Origin of the sequence: uncultured Veillonella sp. (assembly GCF_915069625.1) — a bacterium.
GTDB lineage: Bacteria > Bacillota > Negativicutes > Veillonellales > Veillonellaceae > Veillonella.
The window spans coordinates 1-18,369 of sequence record NZ_CAJZFD010000013.1; the positions used below are offsets into that span (position 1 = coordinate 1).

13 protein-coding genes are annotated in these 18,369 nt (G+C 40.5%); 12 read left to right on the top strand and 1 reads right to left on the bottom strand.

What is annotated here, in order from left to right:
- Positions 1-119: 119 nt before the first annotated feature.
- The 12 genes from QZ548_RS01380 (at position 120) to QZ548_RS01435 (ending at position 16,161) form a co-directional block, all read left to right on the top strand.
- Positions 120-1,322, top strand: coding sequence for an ATP-binding protein (locus QZ548_RS01380; protein ID WP_295867550.1), 1,203 nt, complete (start codon positions 120-122; stop codon positions 1,320-1,322).
- A 106-nt stretch (positions 1,323-1,428) separates the two neighbouring features.
- Positions 1,429-3,900 carry a DNA gyrase subunit A gene (gene gyrA, locus QZ548_RS01385; RefSeq protein ID WP_295867553.1) on the top strand — a complete coding sequence of 824 codons (2,472 nt, stop codon included), beginning with the start codon at positions 1,429-1,431 and terminating at the stop codon, positions 3,898-3,900.
- A gap of 76 nt (positions 3,901-3,976) precedes the next feature.
- Positions 3,977-4,348 carry a hypothetical protein gene (locus QZ548_RS01390; protein WP_039968827.1) on the top strand — a complete coding sequence of 124 codons (372 nt, stop codon included), beginning with the start codon at positions 3,977-3,979 and terminating at the stop codon, positions 4,346-4,348.
- A 349-nt stretch (positions 4,349-4,697) separates the two neighbouring features.
- Positions 4,698-5,063, top strand: coding sequence for a hypothetical protein (locus QZ548_RS01395; protein WP_295867556.1), 366 nt, complete (start codon positions 4,698-4,700; stop codon positions 5,061-5,063).
- Positions 5,064-5,430: 367 nt separating this feature from the next.
- Positions 5,431-5,805: a hypothetical protein gene (locus QZ548_RS01400; RefSeq protein ID WP_005384879.1), complete on the top strand. Its 375-nt coding sequence runs from the start codon at positions 5,431-5,433 to the stop codon at positions 5,803-5,805.
- A 478-nt stretch (positions 5,806-6,283) separates the two neighbouring features.
- Positions 6,284-7,714, top strand: coding sequence for a [FeFe] hydrogenase, group A (locus tag QZ548_RS01405; protein ID WP_213467412.1), 1,431 nt, complete (start codon positions 6,284-6,286; stop codon positions 7,712-7,714).
- A gap of 403 nt (positions 7,715-8,117) precedes the next feature.
- Positions 8,118-9,263: a glycoside hydrolase family 3 N-terminal domain-containing protein gene (locus QZ548_RS01410; RefSeq protein WP_367113066.1), complete on the top strand. Its 1,146-nt coding sequence runs from the start codon at positions 8,118-8,120 to the stop codon at positions 9,261-9,263.
- A gap of 345 nt (positions 9,264-9,608) precedes the next feature.
- Positions 9,609-10,673, top strand: a complete 1,065-nt coding sequence (locus QZ548_RS01415; protein WP_295867560.1) for an ATP-binding protein — start codon at positions 9,609-9,611, stop codon at positions 10,671-10,673.
- A gap of 337 nt (positions 10,674-11,010) precedes the next feature.
- On the top strand, positions 11,011-11,901 hold the full coding sequence (locus tag QZ548_RS01420; RefSeq protein WP_295867563.1) for a sigma-70 family RNA polymerase sigma factor: 891 nt from the start codon (positions 11,011-11,013) through the stop codon (positions 11,899-11,901).
- A gap of 492 nt (positions 11,902-12,393) precedes the next feature.
- Positions 12,394-13,002: a hypothetical protein gene (locus QZ548_RS01425; RefSeq protein ID WP_295867566.1), complete on the top strand. Its 609-nt coding sequence runs from the start codon at positions 12,394-12,396 to the stop codon at positions 13,000-13,002.
- A gap of 598 nt (positions 13,003-13,600) precedes the next feature.
- On the top strand, positions 13,601-14,644 hold the full coding sequence (locus QZ548_RS01430; protein ID WP_295867569.1) for a hypothetical protein: 1,044 nt from the start codon (positions 13,601-13,603) through the stop codon (positions 14,642-14,644).
- A gap of 296 nt (positions 14,645-14,940) precedes the next feature.
- The gene (locus QZ548_RS01435; RefSeq protein ID WP_295867573.1) at positions 14,941-16,161 is read left to right on the top strand and encodes a hypothetical protein; all 1,221 of its coding nucleotides are present in this window, start codon (positions 14,941-14,943) and stop codon (positions 16,159-16,161) included.
- A 527-nt stretch (positions 16,162-16,688) separates the two neighbouring features.
- Here the strand turns inward: QZ548_RS01435 and QZ548_RS01440 are convergent.
- Positions 16,689-18,104, bottom strand: coding sequence for a sodium:solute symporter (locus QZ548_RS01440; protein ID WP_295867577.1), 1,416 nt, complete (start codon positions 18,102-18,104; stop codon positions 16,689-16,691).
- Between the last annotated feature and the right edge of the window lie 265 nt (positions 18,105-18,369).

Sequence of the window (18,369 nt, forward strand, 5' to 3'; positions counted from 1 at the left end):
TATAAATAAGGATTCTAATCCCTATTTAAGTTAAAAGTATTAGAATTAGGATTGCTATCCTAAAATGTGTTTCTACTTGTTGCAATAACAGTTAATATTGTTGAGATAAGGAGGTTATAATGCCTTTAATTCAACGAGAGCAATATTTAGCATTTTTAAGGCGTCATAAAGATCAAGATGTAATCAAAGTCGTTTCAGGTGTGCGTCGGTGCGGCAAATCTACATTATTTGAGTTGTTTAAACAAGAATTATTAGCTAGTGGTGTAAAAGCCAATCAAATCATTTCTATTAATTTTGAAGATTTAGAGTATGAACCATTACAGGAGTATCATGCCCTCCATGAGTACATAGTAGAACGATTGATACCAGATATTCCTATGTATGTATTTTTAGATGAAGTGCAGCATGTAGTACAATTTGAGAAGGTTGTAGGGAGTTTGTTTGTCAAACCTAATGTGGATATTTATATTACAGGTTCAAATGCGTATTTTATGTCCTCTGACATTGCCACATTATTAACTGGCAGATATGTGCAAGTTGAGATGCTACCTCTTTCATTTAAAGAATTTCATAGTGCATATAGTCAGCAAAACTTGTCAGATATGGATATATACAACTTGTATATCGAGCATAGTTCTTTCCCTCGGCTTGTACATGTTGAAGATGATGAAAGTATTGATGAGTATTTAGAAAGTATTCTTAATACGGTTGTTTTAAAAGATATTGTGACGAGATTAAAAATTACAGATGTCCCTTTATTATTGGATATTATTAAATATTTATTGGCTAATATAGGGAGTTTGATTAATCCAACGAAGATTGCGAATACGCTCACTAGTTATGGTCGCAAAACGGATAATAAAACGGTTGAGAAGTATTTACAAGGTCTTAAAGATGGTCTTTTAATCTATGAAGTTGACCGATTTGATGTAAAGGGAAAAGCGTTGTTGCAGCGAAATGCTAAATATTATGTTGTAGATAGTGCATTCCGTAAGTTTTTATTAAGTCGTACAGATTCGGATCGAGGTCATATATTAGAAAATATTGTATATTTGGAATTAGTTAGACGTGGATATCGTGTGTACGTAGGGCATTTGCAAAATGGTGAAATAGATTTTGTAGCTAAAAAGCCACATCGGTTAGAATACTATCAAGTAAGCTATACCGTAATGGAAGATACTACGTTACGACGTGAATTATCACCGTTAGAGCAACTTGATGATAACTATCCTAAATATTTACTTACAATGGATGTGTTACATAAAACAGATAATCATAATGGTATAGAGCAAAAGAATGTTTTAGATTGGCTACTAGAGTAGGTGAAGTAGCTTTCACAAAAATGCCTATAATATTAGCCTTTAGCCCTTAAAAATGCTATAATATTATGATGAATTATAATCAGTGTTAGTAAAATGAGGTGAGATTGTGGCAGACCAACAATGGTCCCACGGGAATATTCATCCCGTTCAGATTGATAAAGAAATGAAGAACGCCTATATCGATTATGCGATGTCCGTAATCGTAATGCGTGCTCTTCCAGATGTGCGTGATGGCTTGAAACCAGTACATCGTCGTATTTTGTACGCGATGCACGAAACAGGCATGACGCCAAATAAACCGTACAAGAAATCCGCTCGTATCGTCGGTGACGTACTCGGTAAGTATCATCCACATGGTGATAGATCCGTTTACGACGCAACGGTTCGTTTAGCACAAGATTTCAATACGCGTTACCTCTTGGTAGATGGCCACGGTAACTTTGGTTCCATCGACGGCGATAGTGCCGCTGCGATGCGTTATACCGAAGTACGTATGGCGAAAATTACGCAAGAAATGCTCGCTGATATCGACAAGGAAACTGTTGATTTCATGCCGAACTATGATGAAAGCTTGCAAGAACCTACCGTATTGCCAGCGAAGATTCCAAATCTTCTCATCAATGGTTCCAGCGGTATCGCCGTAGGGATGGCGACCAATATTCCACCGCACAACCTTAACGAAGTATGTAATGGCCTTACAATGCTCATCGATAACCCAGATGTAACTGTGGACGAATTGATGACGCAAATCAAAGGTCCAGACTTCCCGACTGGGGCGCTCATTTTGGGCCGGGAAGGCATTAAAAAAGCATACTCCACAGGTCGTGGCAGCGTAAAAATGCGCGCTCGTGCAACCATTGAAGAAATGGCGAAGGGCAAGCATAAAATCGTAGTGACTGAGATCCCATACCAAGTTAACAAGGCTCGTGTTATCGAAACGATTGCAAATTTGAGCCGCGACAAGGTAATCGATGGCATTACAGCACTTCGCGATGAATCTGACCGTCAAGGTATGCGCATCGTTATCGAATTGCGCGCTGACGTGCAACCAGATATCGTTCTTAACAAATTATATAAACACACTCAACTTCAAGAATCTTTCGGCGTGATTATGTTGGCCCTCGTAGATGGTCATCCTCGCGTATTGAATTTGAAAGAAGTATTGGGTTACTATTTAGATCATCGTCTCAATGTAATCGTACGCCGTACTCAATTCGAGCTTAACAAAGCCGAAGCGCGTGCACACATCTTGGAAGGCTTGTTGATCGCACTCGACCACATCGATGAAGTTATCGCTACAATCCGCAGTTCTCAAACTGACGAAATCGCACGTAACGCATTGATGCAAAAATTCGGGCTTTCAGAAAAACAAGCAGTAGCCATCCTCGACATGCGTCTACGCCGTTTAACAGGCTTGGAACGCGAAAAAATCGAAGAGGAATATAAGGAATTGTTGGCATTAATCGAAGATTTGAAAGCTATCTTGGCTAGCGAAGCGCGTCAACGTCAAATCATCAAAGAAGAACTAGAAGATATGAAGAAGAAATACGGCGACCCTCGTCGTTCTGAAATCACTATCGATACGTCCGACCTTGATGTAGAAGACCTCATCGCTGACGAAGAGATGGTTATTACCTTGACTAAACAAGGTTATATCAAACGCATGAACGCGAACGTATATCGCAACCAACATAAAGGTGGCGCTGGCGTTATCGGCATGAAAACGAAGGAAGACGATTATGTAACGCAAATTATGCATGTTCGTACGCATAATACATTGTTGTTCTTCACGTCCACTGGCCGTACATATCGCCTCAAAGCATACGAAGTGCCAGAAGCAGGTTCCCGTAATTCTCGCGGTACCGCTATGGTTAACGTATTGCCACTCGCTGTAGGTGAATCCGTTACAACTATGATTGACCTTGAACGTATCCATGAAGATGTAAACTTATTCATGGTTACTGAGTTCGGCGTTGTAAAACGTACAGCTATCGAAGAATACCGCAACATCCGCCGTTCTGGTCTCAACGCTATCAACCTCGACGAAGGGGATCACTTGATTTCCGTCAACGTAACGACTGGCAACCAAGATATCTTGATTGGTACTAAATTGGGTATTGCTATTCGTTTCAGTGAAAGCGACGTACGTCTCATGAAACGTGCGGCTCACGGTGTACGCGGTATTAAACTCAATACCGGTGACGTAGTGGTAGGCGCTGGTGTTCTTAATGCTGATGAAAGCGAAGCACAAGTGTTTACAATCTCCGAAGAAGGTTTCGGTAAACGCAATGATGCGGAAGCTTACACATTGCAAAAACGCGGTGGTAAAGGCTCTAAGAACTTCAAGATTACGAACAAAACAGGCGACGTAGTTGCCGTAGAAGTAGTTCATAACGATGATGAAGTTATGCTTATCTCTGAACAAGGCAAAATCATTCGCTTTAACATGAACGACATTGCGGTGAAGAAAGGCAAAGCTATTTCTGGTGTGAAAACACAAAACCTCGACGAAGGTGATAAAGTAGCTAGTATTGCTGTTATTCCAGGTGCTGAAATCGAAGACGAAGAAGCAGAATAATTTGTATTAATAGTATATGTAAGAAACTATGGGCGGCCATCTTAGATGGTCGTCTCTAGCGTTAAGGAGTTTAGATATGAAAAAATGGTTAGCTGCTATGTTTGCAGCAGGGGTTTTATTCTTAGGCGGCTTTGGTCAAGCTAGTGCTGCTGATTGGTACTATATCGATGCTGACGCAGATGATGCAGCATGGTTCATCGATAATGCATCTGTATACAAAACAGATGATGCGGCTACAGTACTTGTTAAAATTAACAATGTAGAAGGTTTCACATACATCTACACAGTACGCATTGACCGTAAAGAAAAAACATGGACAGAACTTGATACAACAGTATACAGCGCTGCAGGCGTAGCGTTATTGTCCAGCAAAGAAGCACAAAAACCTACAAAAATTGAAGACGATACCATGGGTGCGGAAGTTATGAAGGCCCTATGGGGTAAATAATCCAACAATTTAATAGAAGCTTATATTCGCTCTGTTTATTTAGATACTCAGAACGTATTTGGCCCCGAACTATCCTGAAAGCCTCCATAGTGACCGAAGTCGTTTTCAGAACAGTTCGGGGCTTTCTATGTTTTGTTGACCTTACAGCGCGAATATCAGTCATCAAATACGTTATATTATCAAAGCCCATAGGACTCAGCACATCGTCCTTAATAGATTTATATTAATTATGCAGTTTATAGAGTTTTTATTAGTAATATGCAATTATGGTGTTATAATGAAGGCGTAGGGAATTTATGGTATGCAGATTGCATAGTTATTTGAATCTTATAGTCAGGAGAGAATAGTTATGAAAAAATGGTTTGCTTGTTTAGCGGTAGCCGGTTTATTGTTTAGTGCTGGTGTGGGCGTATCTCATGCTGAAAGTTGGTATGCTCTTGATACGGATCAATATGGTCGTACTGGTTATATCGACAATGACTCCGTTGATAAAAACGATGCGCGTGCTACATTGCGCCTGAAGATTGTAGATCCAAATGGAGATCACTCCATTTATACTATGACATTCAACCGTGCTGATAAAACAGTACAGCTCATTGATGTTGCTACATATAACCCACAAGGCTATATGATTGGCTCTGAAACATTGGTAAATACAAAAGTACAAATACAAGAAGGAAGTAATCTAGATCGCGTGTATCACTTGATTTGGTAAATTTCCTCTTCGGTTATGAACGGGTGGATATATCTCTTCGGTCTCCATAGTGACCTAAGTCGCCCTTAGAGATATATCCACCCGTTTTCTCATTTCCTAATGAGGAAATCTTTCCAAAACTGCGTTTGGGAGTAGTTACCTAAGTCGGTCTCAAAGAGATAGAACCCTTTCTGCACGTATGATTAAATGTATCCAAATTATTTATTCCCTTATTTTATGGTCTAAAATAAGGGAATAGCATTTTGGGTAAGGGAATATTTGGTTTATGAAGGCCTAATAATTGAGCACGTTTGTCTTTCATAAAATATTTAGTTTTATCGAATATACTAGATTTTATATTCTTGTATTTAATTCGAGAGGTAAAAATATGAAAAAAACATTGGCAGCTGTTTTGGCAGCAGGCGCTTTATTCATTGGTGGCATCGGTAGTGTTGATGCGGCAAATTGGTATACTGTTGGTACAGATAGCAATGGTATCACTTGGTCCATCGATAACGATTCCGTTAAAAAAGATGACAAAAAAGCAACTTTGGACATTAAAGCTATGGACTACGAAGGTTACCACTATATCGTAACTGAAGAGTTCAACCACAAAAAACGCGAAGTAAAAGACGTTAAGGTAACTCTTTATAACCCACAAGGTTATGTTGTGAAAGAAGAACAACCTAACAAATCTACGCGTAAGGTTGAACAAGGCACTCCTGCATACGCTGTGTACACACTTATCTGGGGTGACAAATAATCTGATCCTTCGAGGGTTATGATTCTTTGTGAAAGCTTCACACACGCACGTTCTCATTAGAGAGCGTGCGTTTTTTCTTTTATTTAAATTGATGTACGTTTTTATTTAAATTGACATGCGGTTTTCTTTTGTTTTAATTCCCGAAAAGTTGGTGAATTATTTACTCATTCATGGTACAATGGGAATATTATTACGCATTTATGTAATTTCTATCTTGTTGAAATATACTGACGTACAATGTCATATAGAATGTCACTCATAATGTCACTTATAATTTCATGCACAATATTATGGTATCTAGAGAGGGATGATTGACCATAATTTTGCACAAAAGTGTAACATTTCTACATAGTATAAACTTTCACCATAGCGTATACTAGAGGTAAGATGTGGAAGTACGCCTTGAGCACAGTGCTCCGTAGTTTTGCCGATGTTTCCCAAAAGGTTTGATAGTTTTAGTTTGTTAGAGGAGGTCCTCATGTCTCAATACGAATTTATCGATAAACGTGTGCCGATTGCGCTCGACAATCCATCCATTTATCACGACATTTCCAAGTGTAAAAACTGTACGTTATGCCGTCGCGCTTGTGCGGACGTAATGAGCGTACTCGACTACTACGATCTCGATGCAAATGGCGACGTGCCTGTATGTATCCACTGTGGTCAATGTGCGGCTGCATGTCCATTCGACTCCATGCATGCTAAATCCGAGCTTGAAAAGGTGAAAGCAGCTCTTGCAGATCCTGAAAAAATCGTGGTTATCCAAACAGCTCCAGCTGTGCGTGTAGCTATTGGTGAAGGTTTCGGCTATGAACCAGGTACATTCCTTGAAGGCAAAATGGTTGGTGCTTTGCGCGCATTAGGTGCAGACTATGTAGTAGACACTAACTTCGGTGCGGATTTAACGATCATGGAAGAAGCATCTGAGCTTGTGGAACGTCTTAAAACTGGCGGTCAAATTCCTCAGTTCACAAGCTGCTGCCCAGCGTGGGTACGCTTTGCGGAAATCTACTTCCCTGAATTGATTCCTAACTTGTCTTCCACACGTTCTTGTATCGCTATGGAAGCGGCTATGATTAAAACATACTTTGCTGAGAAAAAAGGCATTAATCCTAGCAACATCGTATCTGTATCTGTAAACCCTTGTACTGCTAAAAAAGCAGAAACAAAACGGGAAGAAGAAAATGCAGCGGCTCGTTACCACAATGACGAATCCCTTGGCATGGATACAGACATTTCCATTACCACACGTGAGTTCATCCGTTGGATCCAAGAGGAAAACCTCGACTTCAATGCTATTGAAGAGTCCCAATTCGATGACTTAATCGGTATGGAAACTGGTGCATCTATCATCTTCGGTAACACTGGTGGTGTTATGGAAGCAGCTATGCGTACAGCGTACAAGCTCATCACTGACAAAGAGCCACCTCCATATGCTTTGACTCACCTCGAAGACGTTCGTGGTATGGAAGGCGTTAAAGAGGCAACTGTTCAATTAGGTGATGACGTTACATTGTCCGTTGCCGTAGTACATGGCGGTAAAAATACACGTGACTTCCTTAATGCGTTGAAAGACAGCGACAAACACTATGACTTCATCGAAGTTATGGCGTGCCCAGGTGGCTGTATTGGTGGCGGCGGTCAACCGCGTACTAAATTGCCTCAAGCTGTGAAAACTAAGGAAGCTCGTATCGGCGGCCTTTACGAAGCTGATGCGAACTACAAATGGGTTGCTTCCTATGAAAACCCAGAAATCCAAGCATTGTACAAAGACTTCTTGGGTGAACCATTGGGCCATAAGGCACACGAACTCTTGCATACACACTACACAGACCGCAGCGCGGTGCTTGGTGATCGCAAAGACGTAACACCTGAAACATGCCCAACATCCCCTAAATATAAGGGCTAATAGCATTACAAATTAGCTAATTTACTCAGTACAAGTCGTTTCGAATGTATTCCGGCGATGAATACATCGATACATTAGTATAGTTAGACTAGTATATGGGTAAATAACTGAACAGAAATAAATCCTACGGGTCATGAGTGACTTGATACTTATGTAGACATTGACTACTGAGTGTCACCTTACATGCGATTCGTAGGATTTTTATGTATAACCTTCTTATAGTTTTATATATGTTATATGTATGAATTACCTTTTATATTAATTGTTACTACTACTTTATAACTTTATTATGATAAATTGATATAGAAAACTAGCTTTCACATGAGGAAAAGATGAATTATATAGTGTATAATATATAGAAAGGTAACATGTAAGAGAGTATTACAAGGAGTTTTGTGGAGAGATGAACTTGTTTTTACGGCGTGCCCTATGTGGCATGGCCTTGATCGTCGCCGCCATCGGTACTGCGGGATGCCAGCATGAGAGTCAGGCAGAGCAGGAAGAGGTACGAACTGTGTCGTATCGGGCCGTCATGCAATCAGACAAGCCTGTCCCTGAGAAGGTAAATACCTGGCTCGGGGCTATGTCTCAAGAGGACAAGATAGGCCAGCTGATGATGATTAGCCTTCATGGCAGCACGGTAGGACAGTCTCAAAAGGACGTCATCAGGAAATACCGTGTGAGCGGCGTTATGCTAACAAATGAAAATCTAAATAATAAAAACCAAGTGAAAGCTTTCACCAGCGATATCATGCAAACGGCCACAACGGCGAGTTTGGTGACGCCATACATCGGCATCAATCGGGATAAGGTGTTGAGTACGAATGAAAGTTTCTTGCGCTTGCCAGAGCCAAATCGTTGGGGCCAATTGCCGATGGAACGGATTATCAATCTAGCGACACGGTCGGCTATTGAAATGCGTGATATGGGATTCAACCTTGTCATCGGGCCGAATGCGAATCTTGGGGTTCCTAATGTGTCCTATACATCTGACCCTACTTGGGCAGGGCATATGGACCTTGCCATGGCGGAGCGGTACCAAATCAACAAAATGTGGTTTGGTTACAATTACTTCCCAACGGTGAGCCTCGGCGATGCATCCTTTGAGACAGCTAATGATGCGAAAGCATATCTCAACACTACGGATGTAGCTGTATTCAAACGCCTCATTACACAGACGACGGCGAATACGTATATGCTCGTTATGAGTCATGTGCAAATCCCGGCTATCGACAATGAACACTTGGCCAGCACTTCTAAGGCGATTATCACGGATTGGCTACGACATGAGCTTGGCTATAATGGGGTGGTCATGACAGACCGTGTCGATGTAGGTGCCTTGCAAGCAAACCAAAAAATAGGGGACTTTGCGGTAGCCTCCATCGTGGCAGGCAGTGATCTCGTCCTTCTTGATGCGGACACCGTTCACATCGATGAAGTCCATCGTGCATTAACGCAAGCCGTGGCGAACGGAACGATTACGAATGAGCGCCTTAATGATGCGGTTAAGCATATTTTACTCATGAAGATGCAAACGCAAATGCAATAATGTTAGGAATGCCCTCGAAGGTATCGTCCATAAACAAAACTATTACATATACATATAAACATATAAACATATAAACATATATACATGACGTGCTTATCCTAGATAGGCACGTCTTTTTTTATACTTTCCTATGTATAGTCATATTAGATCTACAACTGTATAGAATGTAGTAAATATGGGAACTTTCACCAACGTATGGGTAAAAAGTAAACCATTAAATAAGTATATTTTATGAGTAAAAAAATTAACATAATCAAAAGTCATGTTAATAATATGAAAATAAGTTTAAATTTGTTTTAAATTTATGATATAATAGTCTCCATAGAATGTTGGAGGTGAGAGTATATGAATTTTGTGGGACGTGCTGAGATTATTGAGAGTATCCAGTCCCGTATTGCGATGAATCAAATGAGTTTGTGTGTTGTGTATGGTCCGCATCGCAGTGGCAAATCCTATGTGGCTTCCCAGCTTGTGCGCCGTCATAAGGCGTTATACTTGGCGGGTCGCATGGCTAATGAAGCAATCCATGTAGCTGATATGAATCGAGCTCTTGAGGCACGTTTTGTTCCTGCTGATGGGCAGGATAAATTCGAACCGATCACTAGCTTGCAAGAGGCCTTTGAGGGTCTATTTGAAAGCAGTGTAAAAACGCCTCAGACTGTGGTGATTGATGATTACCCTTCCTTGGTGGAGGCTGTACCTCAGTTCCCTATACACTTGCGCGATTTGTTAGATGCTTATAAAGAAACGAGCCGTTTGAACATCATCTTGATGGCGAATGGGTTAGAACAGCTCGATGGCCGCATCATTGGCGATCGCAGCTTGATTGGTCCTTATGTGTCGGAATATTTCGAGGTGAAACCGTTCTCCTTGGTGGACATGAAATCCTTGGGCCTTCATTATGCGAAGGATGACTTGCGTACCGTGTTCGCCGTAACAGGTGGTTTGCCTGCTTATGTGCAGTACTTTGATAATGGTGAAAGCATCGATACGAATATCATTAATTTGTTCTTCTCTGTATCGGGCGCACTCTTTGAAGAAACGCAGCATATCTTACATCGAGATATGAAAAATATAACAGGTGCTAATGCGATCCTATCTGGCCTTGCTACACTTGAGAGACCATACTATGTGGAGCTGTTGCAAGCTAGCCAAATTAAAAGCGGCACCTTTACATCTCGCTTAAATGACTTGATGGCGATGGGCCTCGTAGGTCGTATCCAAGCGAATAGCCGTGGACCAGCGAAATACGCTGACTACCACTTCACAAATAGCATGTTCCATTTCTGGTACCGCTATGTGTATAAATACTGGGGCGACATCGTTCGTGGCAATGGTGCAGACGTGTACCAAACCTACGTAAAACCACAACTCAAAGACTTTGTGGAAGCCTCCTGTATTGCCATGTAATCAGACAATTTAAAATATGATTACCTGTACAGTTATTTGTAACATCGGAATACGTTACGCCTAACGTGTATATCGGTAATCGTGACTTACGTACTATTACCCAATGGTAGTACTAACACCTCTTACGAAAGACACCATATTTCCTCTGTGGTGTCTTTTTTTTTATTATTTTCAGCAATTACCTATCTAGGTGTATAGTTATGTCTTTTAATGGATAGAAATTACTGTTAGTTTGTAACAGAATATGTAGGAATTCTAAAGAATTGCCAATTTGTCAAAATCCCCGTTCCGCGCTATTGTGTAGATAAGCGCTATGCCATGGCAGGAAAGGGGATTTATGTTATACACAAACGAAGAACCGTTAGTACAACGAACCTGTATTAAAACTGCAAGCTTACAATCTGAGGAAATATCTTCAAAGGGAACTTCTTCTAAAGAAGTACTATCTAAGAGACCTTCTTCTAAGGAACTAGAATCTGAAACGATACCGCCTAAGGAAGCAGAGTACAAGGTACCGGAGGAGTTGAAATTACAGACTCTTATCTGCGGGCATCAGGTCTTAACATCCTTATCAGATAAGAGCCTCGTGTCGATTTGTCAAAATCCGAATATGCGAATTCAGACGGTTGGGTACCAGCCGTGGTCCGCTGATGAGCTGCGCCATGATGAGGCTCAAATCGAGCTCTGTCGCAGGTATCGGCCACTCATCTTACATTATACGAATAAGACGGGGAATCGCGAGTTTCGTGAAGACCTAGAGAGCTATCTGTGGGCCATCCTATTGGAATCGATTTATAGCTTTGATTTGAAAGGTTCCGTGCCGTTCCCTGGCTTTGTGAAAGCTGGTGTTAGATATGGTTACATGCGGTATTGGAAGCGGGAGCGGTTGCGTAATCATCGTGAGATTCATATACCAGACCGCATCACCGATGATGGCGAGGTAGCGGTTGGCATGGATATCTTCTCATCTGGAGAGAATATAGCAGACATGATCATGACGGCCGATGAGGAACAACGACTACGGGCTCGCCTCGTATGGGCTCTTGGCAGACTATCGCCAGATCAACAAGACCTATTGCGTCGCGTGTACGGTGATTGTAAAAGCCTCGTATCTGTCAGCGAAGAGCTGAACTGTAACCGCCAAGCTATCCAACGGCGCCATGAACGAGCCCTGCGGAAGCTGCGTAGATACTTGACGACAGACTTTAAGAAACTACGAGTACACTAATATGAATGCAATAAGCCTATACATTCATTAGAGATATATATGTTTTAGAGCTGTGCACGTATTAGAGTTATATACATATGAGATTCTTAGAACTCTGAATCGATTAAAATATGGAGTGTAAACATATGAGTATTAGTCTATTAGAGCCTAGTTCGTATTAGGCTACTATGTGTTAATATAATTTAATTTCTTATTTATATTCTGATTATTGCATAATTACGTTAATCGCGATTAACAGATATACATAAAATATGCAATTCTCAATTTAAATGAGAAAATAATGACACATATGGGTATATATTACTTTTACAAGATCATAAAGTCTTTAATTTTACATAAATTTCTATAGTTTTGTGTATATATTTACAAATTATACAGTGTGATATACAATTAAACCAACAGCAGATTAAAGCATGCAAATCTGCTTTCACAGAACACGTGTTCATTGTATTGTTGAAAGGAATGTTCCTAAGTTGAGGGGAGAGAATTCCTATGATGACATGTAATGAAGTACCAGTAGCGGTGGCCACTTGGCTATCTAAGGGAGAGAATTTGGATTTGATCTATACGAATCCGAAGAATCATATTGTTTGTTTTATTCCTACCTATGAATCTGGAGGCGGTGACAGCACAATGTGCTATTTCGTAGATGGTCGTCAAGAATTGGTACATCTGCCAATTCGTACCATCCTGCGAGAGCTGGCCTTACAAGAAGGGTTGAGGCCGAATTACATCATGACCAGCGACGGTCGGCGCAGCAGCTATACGGCGCCTAAAACCTATGGGCCGCATTTGACCTTTGGTCATATTAAATGTCGGCGCCCTATCGGCAAGGACGTGGTATACGGACTCTTTAACGTGGCGATACCGTATCAATACATCGTCACCGATGGCCCTGATCCAGATACGAGCTACATTCATGTGGGTGACTTTAAACCCATCTTGGTGTACCAAGCCCCACACCATGTGAAACACAAGCTGAACGAAGCCATGCTAGAACACTGTAACTACGTGCGTAAAATGCTGGCCCGCATCAAACTCAGCCAAAACCCACAAGTCGTGGCCGAACTATTTATCGCCTGGAGAGACCTAACAAGATAAAACATTAGGGGGAAGAGAAGAATAAGTAGGGGAGATGAAGTAATAGGGGGGAGAAAAAGAGAGGAGGAACTATAGGGAGACAATAACATAGGGGAGACATAAATAAAAGGTTATCATTAAGACACGACAAATAATGATTTACTCTCTTACAGAGCTATCTTGTTATGAGATAGCTCTGTTTTCATATATTTTTCATTCCCCTTGAAGCTGTGCTATAATAGACCTAGATTTAACCCTTGAAAAAACAAATCTGCGCTGTTAAACGACATTATTTTAGCTAACTAAAGTACCTTTTAGGGTCAAAATACAATCTCCGCCGTTTTTTGTATTTTAGAACCAGTAAATATATGCTGTTTTAAAGACAGGGTTAAATTTATTGATCCCCTGATGGGGACGGAAACTATTCTTTGCCATCTTGGTGGCTTAGATTTTGGCTTGTAAAAGTTAAATTAAACATCTCCATACAGGTATTTAAACGCTCTATCTTAATAGTCTTAAGGTAGAGCTTTTATGTGCAAAATTTTCCTCATTTATCTTGTTATAGTATAGGTGTAGAGTTATTGTTTATCCTAGTTTGTTATTAAATGAGGTGGCATGTATGGACGTTTTAGGTAAATCTCAGCTTAATTATGTTGTTCAGTCGTATATAGGCAAGCAAATCATGATAGTTGTGCCTAGTCAGTCTATAGGGAAAGATATTGATGCGGAGGCGGGGTCTAATCATTTATCTCTTAACCGTCAAATAATATGTCGTTTAGATACTAACAATCAAGCTGTGTTAGGCTTACCTTATTCTTATACGACAGGCCGTAATTGGTGTCGTCATCATATTCATGGGGTTGTTGGAGATGAAGCTTTTGGTATGGAGCTCATTTGCTGGAGTCCTGATAGCTTAGAGGACTTACAAGAGGTAGCGGCATGGTATGCACATAAATATGGAGCCCATCATGTGCTATTTGTTTCCTTAAAGGGTGAAACTAAGATTTGGAATTATCAGGGTTCTAGGATTATAGGGCATTGTAAACTTGGCCAGTGGCAAGCAAATTATATTGAACTATATGGTCAAATGGTTGTGGACGATTTGAAGTGTAAGGGATGCACTTATCAATGTATCTCTATTGAAGAGGATTACCGTCTAGTTCGAGCGCCTCATTGTGACCGTAGTAATTTAGATGATTTTGGACAACTTTCTAGTCATTTAGGTTTAGACCACATTCTCTTTATTCCCGCACCTAATTATCAGGTAGAGGGCCGTACGATGGAGCAGTATCTAGCGTTTTTAGATGTACCTTATGATAAGGTATATCATTCCTTTACTAATGGAAAAAATTCCTTATATTACGTTCTTTATGTTCGCCATTGTAGGCTGAAGTTGGTACTCGATGTATTACAACTATTGGTTGATGACTGTGACAGTAAACCACTATTATACGTAACACCAGAAGGTAATCTTTATATTTTGCAAAAAGATATGAGTATATTGCAAGGCGGTGGAGTATTCTCTAGAACATCTTATGTAGCGATGTTTACTAAGTTAAATAAAGAAATCCTACAAATACAATTAGACAGAGACTTTCACTATAATCGGCCTAATATGTTTACGAGAATGGGTGGGGCAATGATACTTGGACAAATAAAATAACTATGTATAGTGATCGGTCGGTTGAAAATTATATTCTCATTTAAAACCAAAATAGAGCCTTAGGGGAAAGCATCATGAATATTAAGAGCTCAAAATGTTTTTGTACAGAATTGGTTATCTAAAAGCTCATATAACATTGATAGTAATGGAATCGTTATATATATTGGACGACTAGCGTTATATACATATAATACAAGCTAAAGCTTTACGCTTGGGCCATGCATAGGCACGTTCTCGCGGATATAGTATACTTATACTAATGAGAGAACGTGTCTATTATTGTTTGAGAGGTGTATATGAAACTAAAAAGTACTTTGTTGAGCCTGGCTGTGGTAGTAGCTTTCACCATGCCTATTGGTGCAACGCAATATACTGTTCCTGAAGGACAACCGCCTGTACCAGGGGCTGATGCTAGTATTCCGGATACTGCATATCAGAACTATCGTTACGATAAGACTCGCAATATTACTACTGCTGATCATATTAAGAAAATAGAAGAGTATAATAATAGGATTGATGGTGAGGTTCTTGAGAAGAAAGGTACTGCGGAGCAGGCAGAGCAATTAAAAAAAGCCTATGCGAAGTATTTGGATTTAATTACGCATGAATCTACTGTAATTTTATTGCACGAAAGTGACTATAAGGCTAAAGTGACATTGCCTATTTCAGTGGTAGAAAGTTATTTTGAGGACTTGGATAAAAAGGGGAAAGGCTCGTATGTTTTTGATCGTTATGCTATTGCGGGGCTGTTAGGTGCTAATGTACGAGTTGAAGATTCAGGATTTAATAAAAAGGCTCAACGGCAAGGGGAATTTATGTATCCAGGCCTTAGTAAAGGCTATTGGGGAATAAGAGAGCAATATGCGAATGGAAATCTACCTGTAATGTATGCTGCCGTTACTTTCGATCAATACCCAAATCAGACGTATATGGCATTTTTAGGCAACAAGAATCAGCCCGTTACAAAAAAGTTAGAATCTACAATGGCTAATTTTGTAATTCCTTCTATTCAACCATTAGAGAATTTAGATAATACTAGTGATACTATTACATGGGACAATCTGACTTATCGACTACCCAAGGGTATGATGTTAGATAGGGAAGAGAAAAGTGATAACTTTCAAGGTCGCGTGTATGTTGGGGATGGGATGAAACTCGTTGTTGCGCGAAGTTCTTTAGTTGATAAAGGGGAGCCTATACAACTATATACACAGACTGTTTTCAATCACTTTTTCTATAAAAAGAATCCAACATTACTGAAAGATATACCTCTTCAAGTAGCTTTAGTATGGAATAATGGTGTTCCTTCTTATCTCCTAGATCAATATAATCCGGGTAAGAAGTCTCGTATTTATCAGTTAATAAAAGATGATAAGTATGAATATTATATGTTCCTTACCTATGAAGATGGTAAAAATAAGTATAGCCATATTGAACTACGCAATATAATGGAATATTTAGATTTTGGAAATGCCAAGCAACTAAGACAAGCAAGGAATAAAAGACTAAAGAAATAAGAAAAAGACCGTACTTTTAGGTACGGTCTTTACTGTATTTATCTATATATTTCTATTATTCGTTCCTTATTGTATCGTATATTAGTTCGTTCTATAATAGACTTAGGATAGTTGGACGAGGTTGGGCCTCTCTTCGTTTTTGAAGGGAGGGTTGCTTATGAGTGGTTATAAAATCATTATGATTATCCTTGGAATTTTATCAGTCATGATATCCTTTGGAGCACTTGTGGCGCTTATTTGTCTAGAAATAGCAAAATAGCCCTTCGTTTCTTCGGAAATTAGATAAAACGAAAAGGCCATTTCTACATATTATTAAGTTTGTGAGATGAGCCTGACGTCACTACTCGTCTGACTATCTATCTATATTATAGTAAGGTTATGATATATCGTCAAATTGTGATGAATGTGTGTATGGCACATAATTTAAGGATATCGTTATAAAATAAGAAAACTCCTATTGGTTTAACCGATAGGAGTTTTTTCTTAGAGAACTCTTTTAGAACGTTCTCTTACATTATTCTTTTAAGTTATTCTTTTAAATCATTTGGTATAGCCGGTGGAGCCGGTGGTTTACCCATGGCTCTTTCAATGCATACGACAGCTACAAAGACGATGAGGCTGACGATGGAACCAAAGATGATGGACATAATGCCATATGGGTTGCCCACGAATTCCCAGTACACGCCTGCGATGGAGCCGAGCACGATGGACCAAATGCCAGCGCCAGCTGTTGCATTTTTCCAGGTGAGGCCTAGTAGGAATGCAGCGAATGGGCCCGCAGATCTCATGGTGAAAGCAAATACGAGCATTGGAATGATGGCTTTGCTTACGAGAGAGATAACGATGGCGATAATGCCGAGGAATAGCACGCATAGACGGCTATATTTTGTGAGCTGAGCATCGGTGAGGCTTTTACCAAAATGATGTTCCACAATATCCTTGGTAAATACAGTAGCAGCGCCTAATAGGTCGCCTGCGCCTGATGAAAGTGTCGCCGATACGACAGCGGCCATAACGAAGCCCGCCATTATAGGAGGCATGAGGTTAAGCGCTACCGTTGCCACTGCATTGTTCGCTTCAATTCCAGGGAACTCAGCCAATGCTACGAGGCCTAATACGGCAGGAACGAAGGCGAATAGAGCCATGATAATACCACAAATGATGGAACCGAGAACGGCTGTTTTTTCATCCTTCGCGGCGAAGTACCGTTGTACGGACTCTTGGCCGGTGGAGAAGGTCATGAAGTACATGATAATAAGGCCGATGATGGTTTTCCAACCAACCTTTGTGAAGCCCAGCTGTTCAGGTGGTAATTTAGACACTACTGTTTCCCAGCCGCCCACATTGTGCAATACAAATGGCACAGCGAGGGTAAAGCCCCCAACGAGAACGAAGAAATGGATAACGTCTGTCATCGTTACGCTCCACATGCCGCCGGACATGGTGTAAATTACTAGGACCGCGCCGCAGATGAGAATGGCAAGCTCTGTTGAAAGCCCGGTAAGAACGCTAATAATGGTTGCTGTTGCAGTAATTTGTACACCTGCTAAGGTAATTGTTGCGAGCATAGAGAGAATAGACGTAATGAGATGGCTAGAGCCACCAAAGCGACGACCGATGATCTCCGGTACGGTCGTTGCCATAGCACGTCGTAACAGTGGTGCGATGAAAGCAACGAGAATAACCCCAATCCCTGCAGAAACTACGTACCAACCTGCAGATAAACCCCAAGAACCATATGCTTTCGCGGCTACACCAACGGTACTCCCGCCACCGATCTCTGTAGCAGCTAACGTGCCTGCCGTCATAAGAACCCCAATACGACGACCTGCGAGTAGATAATCAGTACTATCTTTTACACGAATATGACAATACACGCCGACTAATAAATTCAGTAATAAATAGGCACAAACAATGACCCATATAATAGTTAAAGCGTCCATATGCCACCTCCTAAACTACAAACTAGTTAGAGACATATACTAAATCACCCTTACCTACTTGTGGTGCGTATGCAAGTATAACTCTATTATCCTTAAAAACTGGGGGAATTACAAAGAGGAGTTTCTTGGGGAGTTGGAGAATGTATATATATTAGGAACTAAAAAAAGCCCGTTATGACGGGCTTTTTTCTATGCATTTATCTGTATATCTCTATTATTCGTTCCTTATTGTATCGTATATTAGTTCGTTCTATAATAGACTTAG